This window comes from Silvanigrella paludirubra (genome assembly GCF_009208775.1).
In the GTDB taxonomy this organism is placed as follows: Bacteria; Bdellovibrionota_B; Oligoflexia; order Silvanigrellales; family Silvanigrellaceae; genus Silvanigrella; species Silvanigrella paludirubra.
In genome coordinates, this window is the sequence record NZ_WFLM01000002.1 from 498,403 (window position 1) to 512,040 (window position 13,638).

The window sequence follows — 13,638 nt, forward strand, 5'->3', positions numbered from 1 at the left end:
TTCACCCTTCTCCATTTGTTACTGAAGCAATAATAGAAAAGTGAGTTATTTTCTTTTCACTACCTACTTTGTTTGATTGTGATTTTTTTGAAACTTGTTTTAATTCTTTTATTTTTGATAATTTATCAATTATTTTATTTATATTATCTGGGTTATTTGTCTCTGCTTCAATATAAAGTTGATTATCTTGAAATCTAAATTCCGAAACTTCAAAGTAAATATCTTTAGGAATTGCTATTGAAACCTGATTCATTAGCCTCAAAGGGAGTGCTGGTTCTAAGGAAGAATAATTTTCAATAATGATCTGTTTATCTTTCATATTTTGTTTAAGAAATTGAATTGCTTCATCACCATATGTTTTAAAATCCCAATCTTTTTTGCCAGATATTGCCCTTAAATTATAAGGTTCTCCATTTGACATGGCAATTACGTCTTTTCGAAATTGGTTTTTTAAAGTATCTATTTCTTTATTATACAAAAAAGACCTAATAAAGTAGCTCAAAAACAAAGCGAAAAGAACGATTGCAACAGAACTGGAATAAAGAAATATTTGTTTTATTAATTTATCATAGTTACTTACCTGAGCAAATTCACCTTTTCTTAAATTTATTTTAGAAGCAATCCCAATTACGGGTAAACCACGCATAGCTATTGCTAGAGATTGCGAAAATACAGATAAACTTGCTTCACTCGCATTATCAGAAAACTCATCATCTTGAAACATGAAGTTTTCTTTTCTAATTTTTATACCAGTTACTGGTAAATTTAATATAACCTGAAAATAATCTTTTACACCTTTAATTTTACTTGATCCACCCGTTAAAAATACGGATTTAATTTTAATATTTTCTTTTGCAATAAAAGACTGAATTGTTCTTAAAATTTCAATACCTAGTTCTGTAATAGCTTGAGATAATACAATAGAGACTAAATTTCTCTTACTATCGCTTTCCTCAGTAGAGCTTATTTCCATTGAACTCACAAAATGTTTTAATATTTCTGCTTCCGAATAATTTAATTCAAATTTTTGTTTTAATACCTGATTAAAATAATCACCAGCAATACTTATTATTCTAGTATATAAAACCTTTTTGTCTGCTAAAAAAGTAAGTGTTGTTTTACTATGTCCAATATTAATGATTAAATTTGAAAAGATGTTTTGCTTTTCACCTTCTTCAACATTTTCATGAATATTTTCTGAGTTACTATTTGTTTCTTTATCCAAAAAAGAAAGCATATTTAAATATGTTAAGTTATCAATATCAAGAACTTTAACTCTTAAATGTTCTTTTTCAATAATATCTAAAATATCTTTGATAACTTCTTTTTTAGATAGAACAGATAGAACAGAGGATTTATTTTTTGTATATTCAATAATTTGATAATCTAAAATGGAATCTTCTATTGCGAAAGGACTTGAACTTTCTAGCTCATTTTCTAAAAATCCAACAATATCTCTCTTACGAATATTTTGAAAATCAACTTTTCGAATAGAAACATTTTTTGAATCTATAGCAGCATAAACAGTGTCAAATTCCAAATTATAATTTTTTATGAGTGCATCAATGGCCTGAGTTTGAGCTTCTTTTTCATTGATACCTTCTTTATATTCAATTTTTTGCTCAATAAGTTGATGTACAAGGTAATTTTTATAATCATTTATGATTTTATAATCATTCCAAATAATAGCAGCCTTAATTGAATAGGTTCCAATATCAAGGCCAAGAATCTTCTGCATTTTTCTATCATCTCCATAATAGGCAGCACTTTCAGTGCTTTATATGAATCCATTTTTAAAATATAGTCAAATAACATTAAGTCCTTAAAATAAACTTCAGCTATCCATCAGAAAGACCGAATTCATATAAGTAGTCAAACCTTTGTTGGAGAAATTATGCAGGTAAGGGCAAAAGGTTCACAATACAAAAGCCTGAAGCTAAGACAAAATATTGTCTGTAGCATGAATTTCTCCTCTAAAACACGCCCTAGGAAGCTAATCAATAATGAACTCGAAAACAAACTAGGAACAGCAAACAAATTTATATTTGTTCAAGACTTTGAAAAAGCAGAAACCATTTTAAAACAACTTTCTGTTAAGTTCCCTAATGATTATGAAATCTTATTTAGAAGAGTGGAAGTATCTACAAAAAGAGATACGCTCTCCGAACTCATACACGACCTAAAAAAATTGAGCAAAGAACACCCTGATTCCAAGGCTATCAATTTTGCTATACTATTAGGAAGTATACGGATTTCGTCTAAAAATGATACAGAAAAAGACAAAAAAGCAGATGTCAGAAAACATATTGAACATTCTCATAGAGAAATTGAATACCCAAATAATTCAAAAACTCCTTTAATAAATATTCTTTCTAATAAAAAAATTAGAATAAATAGAACTCTGGATATTCCTGATGATTATTTCCCAGAAGATTTTCCTATTCAAGAACTTCAATTTCCGAATGAAAATAAAAATAGAGTAACAGAAAACTTAAACGCCAAAGAAGAACTTTATAATAAGGCTGTTGAGCTTCAAATGAATTATCCTGAGAACTATGCAGCTTGGTTCATTTCTGGTTGTGCCTTAGAAAGCATTGGCCGCCTTAGCGAAGCAATAGAACATTGGAAACACGCTTTTTCATTAAAATCAAATTCAACTTCTATTTTAGCAACATTGACAGAGCTCCAACAAATTGGTGCTATTTCTGATCCAAACACAAATTATGCTGAAAGATTTGAAGCAGTTGATAAATTTTTAGTTCATGGTCATTTTGAAACACATACTGCATTATATAATGAATTTTTAAATTTAGGTGATCATAAAAATGCGATTAATGCTTTAAGAACCTTAGCTGATTGGCTTCAAAAACAATATGGGGAAGTCCCTGTAGAAATTGAAATACTCTGTTTATTAGGTGCTATGCAAGCCTATAAATTGGCAAATAATATTCCAGCATCAGAAGCTTGTCGTGCTGAAGTTGAAAATATTGTAATTGCATGTAAAAAATCGCCACGCGATATGAATCAAATTTATTTTATTGCCCAACTATGCGATGAATATGGGCTTAAACCCGTTGCTCGTATCTGTTACTTTGCAATTTTAATTTCTAAAGATTCCTCACATGATCTTGTTATTCAAACAGCATCTCACTGTGTCAGTAATAATCCTTCAGATGGCCTATTAGAATGTCTAAAAGTTGCTTATAAAAATTTACATGGAAGTCCTGAAATTCGTTTTTGCATGTTACTTTGTGGATTAAAAGTATCCCAAGTAGATGTAAGCGATTACATGTTGAAAAAAAATAAAATTAGGGACTCTATCTCAAATGAAACACCAAGCGAACTTATTTTAATTCAGTTAGATGAACTTTACAATATTTATCAATTTGATCCAGAAGTTCATTATTATCTTGCTGAAATTCACTCAAAATTAGGCAACAATAAGGATGCTAAAAAATATTTCCAATACATGTTTTCATTAGACTATTTTAATTCTGATGGAATATTAAGATATATTTTCTTTCTTCTTAAAATTAGAGATTATTCAACAGCAAGAGAAATCGCTCAAGAAGGATTGCAGTTAACCAGTTTATCAGAACAGCAATCAAATGAGTTGCATTGGAGTATAGCTGCTGCCTATTATTCTGAAGGTGATTTTCAAAATTCATATTCAGAAATTCAAAAATCTTTGACTATTGATCCTTGGAATCATTCTTATTTAATCTTGCTTTTACGCTCTTGCTTAAATATAGAATCAAATAAATTTTTAAAAGAAAATGAAGCTATTGTTAAGTTTTTAGAAGAATTTATTTTAAACACAAATTCTTCTGCAAATCAGAGAGAAGCTCTTTGTGATAAGTTAATGAAATATGGATTTGAATGTATTCAAAATAATTTTTCCGAATTTGCTTGGAATATTGCAAAATGCGCTATATTAGTTAGCGAAAATTTAAATGACAATCTTCTTCTTTTTGTAGCAAAATCTGGTGCTAGTTATAATTCGCGAACAGCAGTTCAAGAAATGCTGTTATTACTTAAACAAAAAAATAATAAAGAATTAAATTTTGCTACTTTATCTGCATGTATCGCTCAAATTTACAGTTTATCTGGCAATTGGCCACTCGTAGACGAATGGTTATCTATAGCTAAAAATAATCATGGATTATCTGGAAAAGTAACAAAACAAAAGTTATTTGAACTTGAAGCATTAAGCATCATTATGAAAGGTACAGATTTTAAAAAAGCGCAGACATTGCTTGAAGCTGCAATTGATTCTTATGATAATATTCAAAAAGTACCTTTGGACACAAAAGTTTTACATGGTTATATTCTTGTTGCGCAAGGGCAATTTTCGATTGGTATAGAAAAAATGCAAAATAATATTAGCACGAACGCCTCTATTCAAAGCCTTTACTTTTTAATTAAAGGGCTGGAACGTGCTGGGCAGCTAAATAACACAACAAAAGAATCTTTAACGCAACTTTTCCATATTTATCCTACAAATTCTTTTGAGCAAAAAATGGTTGAAGAAATTTTTATAACCGTAGGAAACAAAAATAACTCAAGTCCTGTAGGTTTAGCCTGTTAATCAATTGACTTCAACTTATTAAAAAGGAATATTCTAAATTAAGTTGTTAAAGTTTTTTGTAACACTATGGTTATTTTTTCCACAGGTACTTTAAAATGAAAAATAAACAAGAACTTTCTAAACCTATTCAAAAAAGTTCAGAGTTAAAACGAATTCGTAATAAAATTACAATTTCTGGTGATTGGTGGAATGGTAAAACACATGTTCTTCTTGATATGGATGGAACATTAATTGATCAACCTGGTGCTTTATTTCATAATTTATTTGCCCTCGGTGTTTTATTCAGAATGCGAAGTTTTGGATCTATCTCTCAATTAATAAAAGCAGCTCAAAAAACAAAAGAAATTTTACTTTCATCTCATTCTTTTTCTTCAAATGAAGATGCTTTTTTTGAAACTCTTGCAACTGAGTTAAATACAAATAGATTAAAAATTGAAAGATTTATGTCTAAATTTTTTGATTCAGATTATCCATTTATTTGTTTATTTCTTCATTCAGACCCATATGCAAGAAAATTAGTTGATCTTTTACATACAAGTAATAGGCATATAACACTAGCAACCAACGCTGTATTCGGCAGAAGAGAAATTGAATTAAGATTAAAAGCAAGTGATTTGTATTTACATGATTTCGATCTTGTTACTTCATGGGATGTAATGAAAAGCACCAAACCCCATAAAAACTTTTTTAATGAAACTTTAAAAAAAATTGGAACAACTCCAGAAAGAACCATTATGATAGGAAATGATCCCTATTATGATCTCCCTGCTCACACCTTAGGTATCCAAACTCTTTTAGTAGGAAATAAATTAAGTTTAAAAGATATAGTAGATTCTTTAGAAGAAAATATCAGGCAAAACTCAAAGGCATAAAATTAAGGATCTGCTCTGTTTAACACTTTAACTGCTGTATTAAACTTTGTCCCTTGGGCAGCTGCTACACCAAGATAAGCACCGCTAGATCCTTGATTACTTCCCCAACAGTAAACATCATCATTGCTTAATAAAGCACAAGTATTTTTATCAGAGGCGGATATATCTACAATTTTAGTACCTGAAGGAAAACCTGAAACTGGTGTTGTTGCTGCTGTAATCTGAGTTAATCCCGAAGCATTACCAAGCTGTCCATAGTTATTATCTCCCCAACAATAAACCGAAGAATAGTCATTTGTTACAGCACATGTATGACTATCTCCTCCCACATTCATACTTGCTCCAGAAATATTTGAAACACCAACCAAAGTCGTTGAATTTGTGATTGAACTATTTCCTAACTGACCTGAACCATTTGATCCATAACAGCTCATTGATTGGTTTGGATTTATAAAACACATATGGTCTCCATCCCCACTTGAAACCGACGTAGAGCCATTTGATAATAATGTTGGTGATGTTGACAATAAAAAACCTCTATAACCTCCGCCGCCGCTTAATGCGTTTCCCCAGCAATATCCTTTTCCAGATGTTGTAATTGCACAGGTCATTGCATCTGAGCAGGATAGATAGGACACTGCTTTATCAGTTGCTGGTAAACTTGGGTAAATTCCAGATAACCTAGCTGTATTCGTACCATCACCCAATTGACCTTGTGTATTATCACCCCAACAACCAATCGTATTATCAGTGTATAAAGCACAGGCATGAGAATCTCCAACAGCAAAACTTTTTAGGTTTTTACCAGAAATATTTGTTACTGTTGTTGGCGTTAATACAGCTGTTCCTGTTACACTACCTGTTCCAAATTGCCCAACTGTATTGCTCCCCCAACATTTAAAACCGCTTTTAAAATAAGCGCATGTAGTTTGGTAAGCAGCGGATACGGCAACAGCAAAATCACCTGAGCTTGATACAGTTGTTACTGGAAGAATAGAAGCTGTTACAGGAGTGTATGAATCTACAGTTGTTCCATTACCTAATGCACCAAATGAATTATTTCCCCAACATTTGATTTTACCATTTTTCATAACAACACAAGTACCAACATCGGCACCACTAATAAGGCCATATTCACGGCCATTTGTTGTATAAGAAGGTACATATCCTAAAGAGGCCGAGTAATTTACAAGTTCATCTAATGAATTGAAAGCTGAAGCCTGTAAAGGAATAGAGGGATCAGTTAAATCATAAAGTTGATTACATCCTGTTATTATAAATAAAGAAATTATAGCTAAAAAATATTTAAAATTATAAAAACAAATTAAATTTATTTTTCTTAATACATTTTGTTTCATAAATAAATTTCACCATTTTAAATTTTTACGTTAAAATTAGCTACACGTTTCTCGTTAAGTTATATTAATTTTTTTAAAATAAAAAAGAATTTTTTACCTAGATTCTAGATATTTGACTGCAAGAATTTACTAAATATTTATTTTTATAAATTCAAATATAAACAAAAAAAAACTCCCAAAATAGATATATTATCTTATTTGGGAATTATGAAAAAATGATTAAAAAGAAATTATTTCATTTTAACAACATCATCACGACGATTTTTAGACCAAGCTTCTTCATCATTTCCAGCAACAGCAGGACGCTCTTTACCGTAGCTGATAGTTTCAATTGTATTTTGAACACCGTTTGCGATTAAATAGTTTTTAAGCGCTTGAGCACGTTTTTGTCCAAGAGCCATGTTATACTCAGTAGAACCGCGATCATCTGTGTTACCTTGAATTTGAACTTGTACAGTTGGAGCAGCCTTTAAGTGCTCAGCAATTTGATTTGCTACTTCTTTTTGGTCACCACGAATATCGAATTTGTTAAAGTCAAAATATACAGTTTTAAACTCACCAGCTGTTTCAGGATTTTGAGTTGCTACTTTTGCTGCTGGTTCAGAAGATACTTCTACTGGCTTTGGTTGTTCTGCTGGCTGTTCTGCTTTTTTTGTACTTGAGCAACTTGCTGCAAAAAATGCTAAAGAAAGCGCAGATGATGCAAGAATAACTTTAGAAAAATTCATGGGGGACTCCATAGTTAACGTTAAACTAACGACCTTAAAACTACTAAGAAATGAAGTTATATACGAAGAAACTAATAAAAATCAAATACAATTTCTCTTTAATTCAAACAATGTAAAAGTCAATAAATAACTCACCTTTTTAGAATTGAAAAACAACATAAATGTTCTTTTATTTAACTGCAATCTTTTTTTATTACTTTAAAAACCTTCTATTGCTCAGGACTGTTTTTTGATATAAGGAACTCCATTGCCATAAAACTCTATGGTAATGATCTCTTAACAGGAGTAACCTCTATGACATTAGAAAACATTGTAATCCGCGCTAAATTACGCGGAGATGCATCTAAAGGAACCGTTCGCAAGCTACGCCATAGCGGGCTTGTACCTGGAATCCTTTACAAAAAGGGTGTTTCAACAAAAATTGAAATCTCTGTTTCCGACCTTCCAAAAGGCCACACTCGTTCTAGCGTTTTAAAACTCGTTCTTGACGGCGTTGAAAAAACAGTTCTTATGCGTGAAGTTCAAGTAAACCCACTCAACGACAAGCCAATTCACTTTGACTTTCAAGAAGTAGAGCCTAATGACCTCATTCGTACACACGTTCCTTTAAACTTTATTGGTTTAACACGTGAGCAAGAAAAAGAAGGTTCATTCAGTATCCGTACTCGTTACCTTGAAGTAAAAGCTCCACTTTCTAAGCTACCAAAACAAATTGATGTTGACGTAAGTGGTTTAAAAGCAGAACAATCTATCCAACTTCATGATATTACTCTTGGAGAAGGCATTGTTGTTCGTACTGGTAAAGGCCAAAACCTTGCTCTTGCTTCTCTTGTGAAGCTCTAAAAAGCAGTGTTTATCCTTGTTGGCCTGGGTAATCCTGGGAGCAATTACGAAAATACAAGACATAACATCGGATTCATGCTTGTCGATCAAATCGCAGCAGAATCCGGTGTTTTTTTGTCTCAAAATAGATTTGGCGCGCTTACTGCCCGTACAAGATGGCAGGGTCATGATGTTTTTCTAATGAAACCGCAGGAATACATGAACCTATCAGGCAACAGTGTGCAACAAGCCCTTTCTTTTTTTAAAATAGACGAAGAAGAACTTATCGTTATATTTGATGACTTAGATCAAGCTCCAGGGGCCGTTAAAACGCGTCTAGGAGGCGGTCATGGCGGCCATAATGGTATCCGTGATATTTTGGATAAACTAAGCTCAGACAAGTTTTATCGTGTAAAAATTGGAATTGGTAAGCCTGAACATAAGGGTGCTACTGCAAACTGGGTTTTAGGGAAGTTCACAAATTCAGAAACTGAGTTTTTAGAAAAAGAAAGCTTTCCGCTAGCAAAAACACGCCTACTTGAAACCATGAAACAAATATTAAAAAAGAAAAACAAATAACTAAATTACATTTATTTTAATTTTCTACTTTTTTTTCTCTTTAAAATAGGTGTCATGTAAACTCTAAATTGCTCTGGATTCATACCAGCCCGTTCTCTCTCAAAAGCCTTTTTCTGCAATGGTTTTAAAGATTCATAAAACTCTGAAACTAAAATTATAAAGTCATTATCAGATAGTGTTTCTTTAACAGAAATAACTTTCTTTTTAATGATTTGCTTTTTAGTCTCATTTATAACGTTATCTAAAGATAAATCTTCATTATGAACAAGATCTGAAGAATCAAAAAGAGTTTGATGCGTTGTTTTTTTAGAAGCTTTTTTTACGACAGTTTCTTTTTTGGTTACAATCACTTTTTTATCTTGCTTTTTTTCAATTTTTTCCGCTTTTAATGCCTTTTCTTTACGAATTTTATTTAATTGATCTGGAGGTGGCTCAGGAAAAAGAGTTTCTCCAGTTGCCGAACACTTCATTGCAATTTTAGCGATAGGAGCGGCAAAAGAAGGGTGTTGAGAAGCGTAAGAAGGCGACATAGACATTAATTTATCACTAATAGCCTGTTCTAATTCAGAAGCCTCTTTAGCCTGTTCAGAAAGTTGCCAGCAATAAACAACAGACCCCATTGACGAGTTATCTACATTATAAGAGTTTTCTAATATTTTATTTTTTAAATCTGAAAGTTTTATATTAGGAGCAGCAATATTCCATCCTAAAACCCCATGGTCATAAAGCGCAGGAACATTAGCTAAAATTTCTTTATGAAAAGAGCTGATATTTTTTGCATCTAAAGGAACAGAACTCCAATTATTAATGTTATATTCAACACCTTCTTGTTTTGAAAATTCTAAAAACAAATAATTTAGAATTTTTTTAAGACTTGCTTTTGTCCCCATAGATTGAATTACAACAGGATTAATACTAATAAATGAGGCTTTAATAGCAGAAGAATCCTGGTTCATACGTTGTGGATAATAAAAGGATTGAATGGATTGAGAAAGACTTAATGAAAACCAAATACCATCTACATCATTTTCTATTTGTGCATGCCTAACAAAACCAAGGCTTCCCGCGCGCGATAAAGATAAAGATTTTGATTTTTTTGAGGGTTTAACTTCAAATAAGTTTAAAGGAGCCGCCCAAAGATCTTCTAATTGTTTACAATTTTCATAAACATCTTTTTGAGTACCAATTAAATATTTATTAATTGGAAATTTTAAAGTCATTTCATCATTTTTTAATGAAAAAATTCGGGACAAAGCCTCATGCCATATAGCAAACATGAGAGTCATATTTTTTGCATTTATATTAGTAGGAGCAGTAATTATTTTACCCGCTCGTTTTGAAATTAAAGAATCAAACCAAGCTTCTTTTGAACCTAATGTCAATAAAAGTCCTTCTACCCACCATGAAGGTGCAAGAAGCCTCTTTTTCAAAGCATAAATTTTTGAATCTGAAATCAAAAGGGAATCTTCTTTTGAAGTTTCAACAAGAACCTGAGAATGACTTGTATCATTTACTTGCCGGATAGATTTTACATGCTTCAAATGAGTAATACCAGACTCTGAATGAATTGCTTTTCTGAATTCCGGAGTAAGGCGAGAGGCATGAACCGCAACATTTTGTTTTTGCAGATCAAATGACATAAGTTGTATTATTTTCCTGAATTGTTAAAGCCGTTTATTTACGAGCCTGAATATAATTAGGTAACATAGATTCGACTATAGAAGCAATAGCTTTGACAGATTGATCGAATTCAATTTCAATGCTCATTTGTGAGGCGCAAAACTGCAAATTTGTTTTTAGATATGTATGTGGTATAATCATAATTTCAATAAGAGAATCTTCATTTTTTTCTAAAGTAATCCCAGCAATTGTTAAACTTATTCCAGCAATCCCAATACTTCCTTTTGGAACCATCCATTTAGAATATTGCTTTGGAATAGATATTACCAATTTCCAAAACTCATCACTTATTTTGTAAAATTCATTTATTTTTGCCAAATAGTCTATATGCCCTGTCATATGATGTCCTCCAAGAGCATCACCAACACGCAAAGCAGGCTCTAAATTTATACGAGAACCAACAATCATTTTATCAAAGTTTGTTAAGGCAAGACTTTGATATCCAACATCAACGACAAAAACATTTTTATTTGAATTTTGAAAAAATTCAACCACTGTTAAACAACAACCATTGCAAGATATACTTGCCCCTAAAGCCATATGGCATTTATCTAGATCAGAAGATATTGCCATTCTTATCGAGTTTTCATTGCGATATATAAATTCTACAATACCAATATCTTGCACAATTCCAGTAAACATATGAAACTCCAATTAACAATATAACCACAATATATTCAAAATATTCAGTTCAATTTTCTTTTTCAAGATCCAAATTAAAATTATTTTTTTGCGCTCTTTCAATTAATAATTTTAATTCAATAACAAAATCATCGGGACTTGAAAAAGCTCGATATACGGATGCAAAACGGACATAAGCTACAGGATCCAGCTTTAAAAGAGCTTCAAGAACAAGCTCCCCAATTTTCTGGGTTGTAATTTCTCGTTCTTCTGAGGAATGGCAAACACTTTCAACCCAATCACATATGGCATCGAGGCTTTTTGTACTAACTGATCTTTTTTGACAAGCTATTCCCATGCTTTTTAATAGTTTTTCTCTACTAAAAAGCTCACGAGTTCCATCTCGTTTAATAATATAGAGAGGTTGTTCTTCCGAGCGCTCGAACGTTGTAAATCGATACCCACAACTTACGCACTCTCTTCTTCTTCGAACCGTCCTCCCATCACGACTTTCGCGACTTTCAAGCACTTTGCTTTCAGGGTTTTGGCATTGAAGACACTTCATGGGAAAAACTTTCCTAATAAGGGGAAACATAACCTTTGTTGAGAAGAGCTCCATTGTAAAGCGGGTACTTTTTGCACAAAGATGAAACCTTTTCTTTTGCTTTTTCAAGAAGAGAATCATCGTTTTTTAGTGCAAAAGCTATCGCTTCTCCTAAAATCTTCATATCTTCAGCAACAAGACCACGAGTCGTTACAGCTGGTGTTCCAATTCGAATCCCACTTGTTACCATAGGTTTGCGTGGATCGTTTGGTACACTATTCTTATTCACAGTAATATCAATTTTAGCAAGACGCTCTTCTGCATCTTTTCCGCTGAGCGGTGATTCTTTAAGATCGATTAGAATTAAATGATTGTCCGTTCCGCCAGAAACAAGATGAATTCCATTTGATAATAATGTCTCTGCTAATACTCTAGCATTCACAACAATTTGTTCTGCATATAACTTAAATGAAGGATTTAAAGCTTCTCCAAAAGCAACCGCTTTAGCTCCAATCACATGCATTAAAGGACCGCCCTGCAATCCTGGAAAAATAGCTTTATCAATTGCTTTTGCATATTTTTCTTTACAAAGAATCACTCCACCTCTTGGACCTCTAAGAGTTTTGTGGGTTGTCGTTGTAACAAAATCGGCAAAAGGAACAGGACTTTGATGCTGTCCTCCTGCAACTAATCCTGCGATATGAGCCATATCGACCATTAAGAGCGCTCCCACTTCATCTGCTACTTGGCGAAATTTAGCGAAATCGATCACTCTAGGATATGCACTTGCTCCCGCAATAATTAATTTTGGTTTGCATTCACGAGCTTTTTTAGCAAGCTCTTCGTAGTCGATAAAACCATTTGCATCGACCCCATAAGATTCCGCTTTATAATAAAGACCTGAGATATTTACTGGAGAGCCATGTGTTAAATGACCACCATGAGGTAAACTCATACCTAAAAAAGTCTCGCCAGGTTTTAAAAACGCTAAAAATACGGCTTGATTTGCTTGAGCTCCACTATGAGGCTGCACATTTGCATGCTCTGCACCATAAAGTTTTTTAATACGATCTATAGCAATTTGCTCTACCTGATCATTAAACTCACAACCACCATAATAACGACGGCCTGGATAACCTTCTGCATATTTATTTGATAAAACACTGCTTAAAGCAGCTAATACAGCAGGACTTGCTACGTTTTCAGAAGCAATTAATTCTAAGCCATCATTCAAACGATGACTCTCTTTAGCCAACAAATTAGCAATTTCAGGATCTGATTTTAATAAATCAGTGCGATCAAAAGAAAGAAAATGATTCATTGTGAAAGCCTCTTTTCTATAGCTGTTACCTTACCAATTCGACTTCTATGGCGGCCTTCTTCACACTCAGCGGCTAGCCAAATTTTAACAAAATCGATGGCACGTTGATAATTTACGATTCTTGAACCTAAGCACATAATATTTGAATCATTATGTGCTCTACTCATGCGAGCTGTAAATTCATCGTTGACAACAGCCGCTCTAACACCAGGAAACTTATTGGCAGTAATGCACATTCCAATTCCAGTTCCACATATTAAAATTCCTCTATCGCATCTTCCTGTTGAAACCTCTGAAGCTACGATATCTGCATAATCTGGATAATCTACAGATGCTGAAGAATCTGCTGCAACGCCATAATCAAGAACCTGATGGTTAGTCAGAGTTAAAAAATCGATAACATAACTTTTCAATTCTCTACCAGCATGATCTGCTGCAATTGCTATTTTCATAATAAACCCTCATAAGTATAATTGGTACATATGGAGAAACTCGATTTCAAAACAAAAAAAAAGGCACCAAAAA

General features: G+C 32.6%; 12 protein-coding genes. 4 read left to right on the plus strand and 8 right to left on the minus strand.

The genetic code is table 11. The annotated features are described in order from the left end of the window. Position 1: 1 nt before the first annotated feature. Positions 2–1,738, minus strand: coding sequence for a pilus assembly protein PilM (gene pilM, locus GCL60_RS06290; RefSeq protein WP_153419334.1), 1,737 nt, complete (start codon positions 1,736–1,738; stop codon positions 2–4). 156 nt (positions 1,739–1,894) lie between these two features. Between pilM and GCL60_RS06295 the strand changes: the two genes are divergently transcribed. Together GCL60_RS06295 and GCL60_RS06300 are read left to right on the plus strand one after the other, a co-directional pair. Beyond that, positions 1,895–4,588, plus strand: a complete 2,694-nt coding sequence (locus GCL60_RS06295; RefSeq protein ID WP_153419336.1) for a tetratricopeptide repeat protein — start codon at positions 1,895–1,897, stop codon at positions 4,586–4,588. Between the two features lie 95 nt (positions 4,589–4,683). Continuing rightward, positions 4,684–5,460, plus strand: coding sequence for an HAD family hydrolase (locus tag GCL60_RS06300; RefSeq protein ID WP_153419338.1), 777 nt, complete (start codon positions 4,684–4,686; stop codon positions 5,458–5,460). A 2-nt stretch (positions 5,461–5,462) separates the two neighbouring features. Here the strand turns inward: GCL60_RS06300 and GCL60_RS06305 are convergent, their stop codons facing one another. Continuing rightward, a complete protein-coding gene (locus tag GCL60_RS06305; RefSeq protein ID WP_153419340.1) occupies positions 5,463–6,818 on the minus strand; it encodes an RCC1 domain-containing protein in 1,356 nt (451 codons plus the stop codon). Positions 6,819–7,048: 230 nt separating this feature from the next. Then, complete coding sequence (gene pal / locus GCL60_RS06310) at positions 7,049–7,546, minus strand: peptidoglycan-associated lipoprotein Pal (protein ID WP_153419342.1); 498 nt, start codon at positions 7,544–7,546, stop codon at positions 7,049–7,051. Positions 7,547–7,840: 294 nt separating this feature from the next. Here pal and GCL60_RS06315 point away from each other — a divergent pair, with 294 nt between their 5' ends. After that, a complete protein-coding gene (locus GCL60_RS06315; protein WP_153419344.1) occupies positions 7,841–8,389 on the plus strand; it encodes a 50S ribosomal protein L25 in 549 nt (182 codons plus the stop codon). A 6-nt stretch (positions 8,390–8,395) separates the two neighbouring features. Beyond that, complete coding sequence (gene pth / locus GCL60_RS06320) at positions 8,396–8,947, plus strand: aminoacyl-tRNA hydrolase (protein ID WP_153419346.1); 552 nt, start codon at positions 8,396–8,398, stop codon at positions 8,945–8,947. Between the two features lie 11 nt (positions 8,948–8,958). Here the strand turns inward: pth and GCL60_RS06325 are convergent, their stop codons facing one another. The 5 genes from GCL60_RS06325 to rpiB are packed head-to-tail and all read right to left on the minus strand — an operon-like array spanning position 8,959 to position 13,565. After that, positions 8,959–10,587: a hypothetical protein gene (locus GCL60_RS06325; RefSeq protein ID WP_153419347.1), complete on the minus strand. Its 1,629-nt coding sequence runs from the start codon at positions 10,585–10,587 to the stop codon at positions 8,959–8,961. Between the two features lie 34 nt (positions 10,588–10,621). After that, positions 10,622–11,269, minus strand: coding sequence for a riboflavin synthase (locus GCL60_RS06330; protein WP_153419349.1), 648 nt, complete (start codon positions 11,267–11,269; stop codon positions 10,622–10,624). Positions 11,270–11,318: 49 nt separating this feature from the next. Further along, on the minus strand, positions 11,319–11,813 hold the full coding sequence (gene nrdR / locus GCL60_RS06335; protein ID WP_153419351.1) for a transcriptional regulator NrdR: 495 nt from the start codon (positions 11,811–11,813) through the stop codon (positions 11,319–11,321). Positions 11,814–11,826: 13 nt separating this feature from the next. Then, positions 11,827–13,113, minus strand: a complete 1,287-nt coding sequence (locus tag GCL60_RS06340; RefSeq protein ID WP_153419353.1) for a serine hydroxymethyltransferase — start codon at positions 13,111–13,113, stop codon at positions 11,827–11,829. Then, positions 13,110–13,565: a ribose 5-phosphate isomerase B gene (gene rpiB / locus GCL60_RS06345; protein ID WP_153419354.1), complete on the minus strand. Its 456-nt coding sequence runs from the start codon at positions 13,563–13,565 to the stop codon at positions 13,110–13,112. The genes GCL60_RS06340 and rpiB overlap by 4 nt, the downstream gene beginning before the upstream one ends. Between the last annotated feature and the right edge of the window lie 73 nt (positions 13,566–13,638).

What these genes read in the sequence shown, in the direction of transcription:
- pilM (WP_153419334.1), bottom strand. Translation starts at nt 1,738, where the DNA reads ATGCAGAAGATTCTTGGCCTTGATATTGGAACCTATTCAATTAAGGCT.
- GCL60_RS06295 (WP_153419336.1), top strand. Translation starts at nt 1,895, where the DNA reads ATGCAGGTAAGGGCAAAAGGTTCACAATACAAAAGCCTGAAGCTAAGA.
- GCL60_RS06300 (WP_153419338.1), top strand. Translation starts at nt 4,684, where the DNA reads ATGAAAAATAAACAAGAACTTTCTAAACCTATTCAAAAAAGTTCAGAG.
- GCL60_RS06305 (WP_153419340.1), bottom strand. Translation starts at nt 6,818, where the DNA reads ATGAAACAAAATGTATTAAGAAAAATAAATTTAATTTGTTTTTATAAT.
- pal (WP_153419342.1), bottom strand. Translation starts at nt 7,546, where the DNA reads ATGAATTTTTCTAAAGTTATTCTTGCATCATCTGCGCTTTCTTTAGCA.
- GCL60_RS06315 (WP_153419344.1), top strand. Translation starts at nt 7,841, where the DNA reads ATGACATTAGAAAACATTGTAATCCGCGCTAAATTACGCGGAGATGCA.
- GCL60_RS06325 (WP_153419347.1), bottom strand. Translation starts at nt 10,587, where the DNA reads ATGTCATTTGATCTGCAAAAACAAAATGTTGCGGTTCATGCCTCTCGC.
- GCL60_RS06330 (WP_153419349.1), bottom strand. Translation starts at nt 11,269, where the DNA reads ATGTTTACTGGAATTGTGCAAGATATTGGTATTGTAGAATTTATATAT.
- nrdR (WP_153419351.1), bottom strand. Translation starts at nt 11,813, where the DNA reads ATGAAGTGTCTTCAATGCCAAAACCCTGAAAGCAAAGTGCTTGAAAGT.
- GCL60_RS06340 (WP_153419353.1), bottom strand. Translation starts at nt 13,113, where the DNA reads ATGAATCATTTTCTTTCTTTTGATCGCACTGATTTATTAAAATCAGAT.
- rpiB (WP_153419354.1), bottom strand. Translation starts at nt 13,565, where the DNA reads ATGAAAATAGCAATTGCAGCAGATCATGCTGGTAGAGAATTGAAAAGT.